Genomic DNA, 501 nt, shown 5'->3' with positions numbered 1-501 from the left:
AATGAGCTGTAATGGCAAAAGCAAGGAAAAAAGAATCGATATCACCTACTTTATGGATGAATACACAAGGGCCATTGAAAGGGTAAATTCCTCAAGAGGCAGGCAAATGAAGCTACTCAGGCAAAGCACAGCAGAACCTGTCTTCGGTACGCTTATTAATTTCATGGCCCTGAAGAGAATCAACACCCGGGGCATCATACAGGCAGAAAAGGTAATTCTGATGGCCGCCATGGAATGGGTGCCTGTGCCTATAACCTGAAGAAATGGCTCAACTTCCCGCAAAACAGAAGGAAAATTGCCGCTATGGCACTGCCCAGGCCGAAAAATAGCTGCTTTAGTGCTGTGATTTTTCTCTTGGGCAAAAGAAGCAGGAAAATAAACTAGAGAGTGATGAAATAAGAAAAACTGAGATTAGAAGCAATCAGGTTGTGCAACAGCTACTAGGGTGCCTGTTGCACTACTTCTTGAAAGTAAATGTTTAGCAGGTAAGGAGCAAATTTT

General features: G+C 43.1%; 1 pseudogene. It reads left to right on the top strand.

The window, feature by feature from the left end:
- Positions 1-384 (top strand): annotated as a pseudogene (locus F752_RS24090) (transposase); the annotation flags it as partial.
- Between the last annotated feature and the right edge of the window lie 117 nt (positions 385-501).

Source organism: Nafulsella turpanensis ZLM-10, assembly GCF_000346615.1.
Taxonomy (GTDB): domain Bacteria; phylum Bacteroidota; class Bacteroidia; order Cytophagales; family Cyclobacteriaceae; genus Nafulsella; species Nafulsella turpanensis.
The sequence above is the reverse complement of the archived record's forward strand: the minus strand, read 5'-3'. Positions and strand labels throughout refer to the sequence as shown.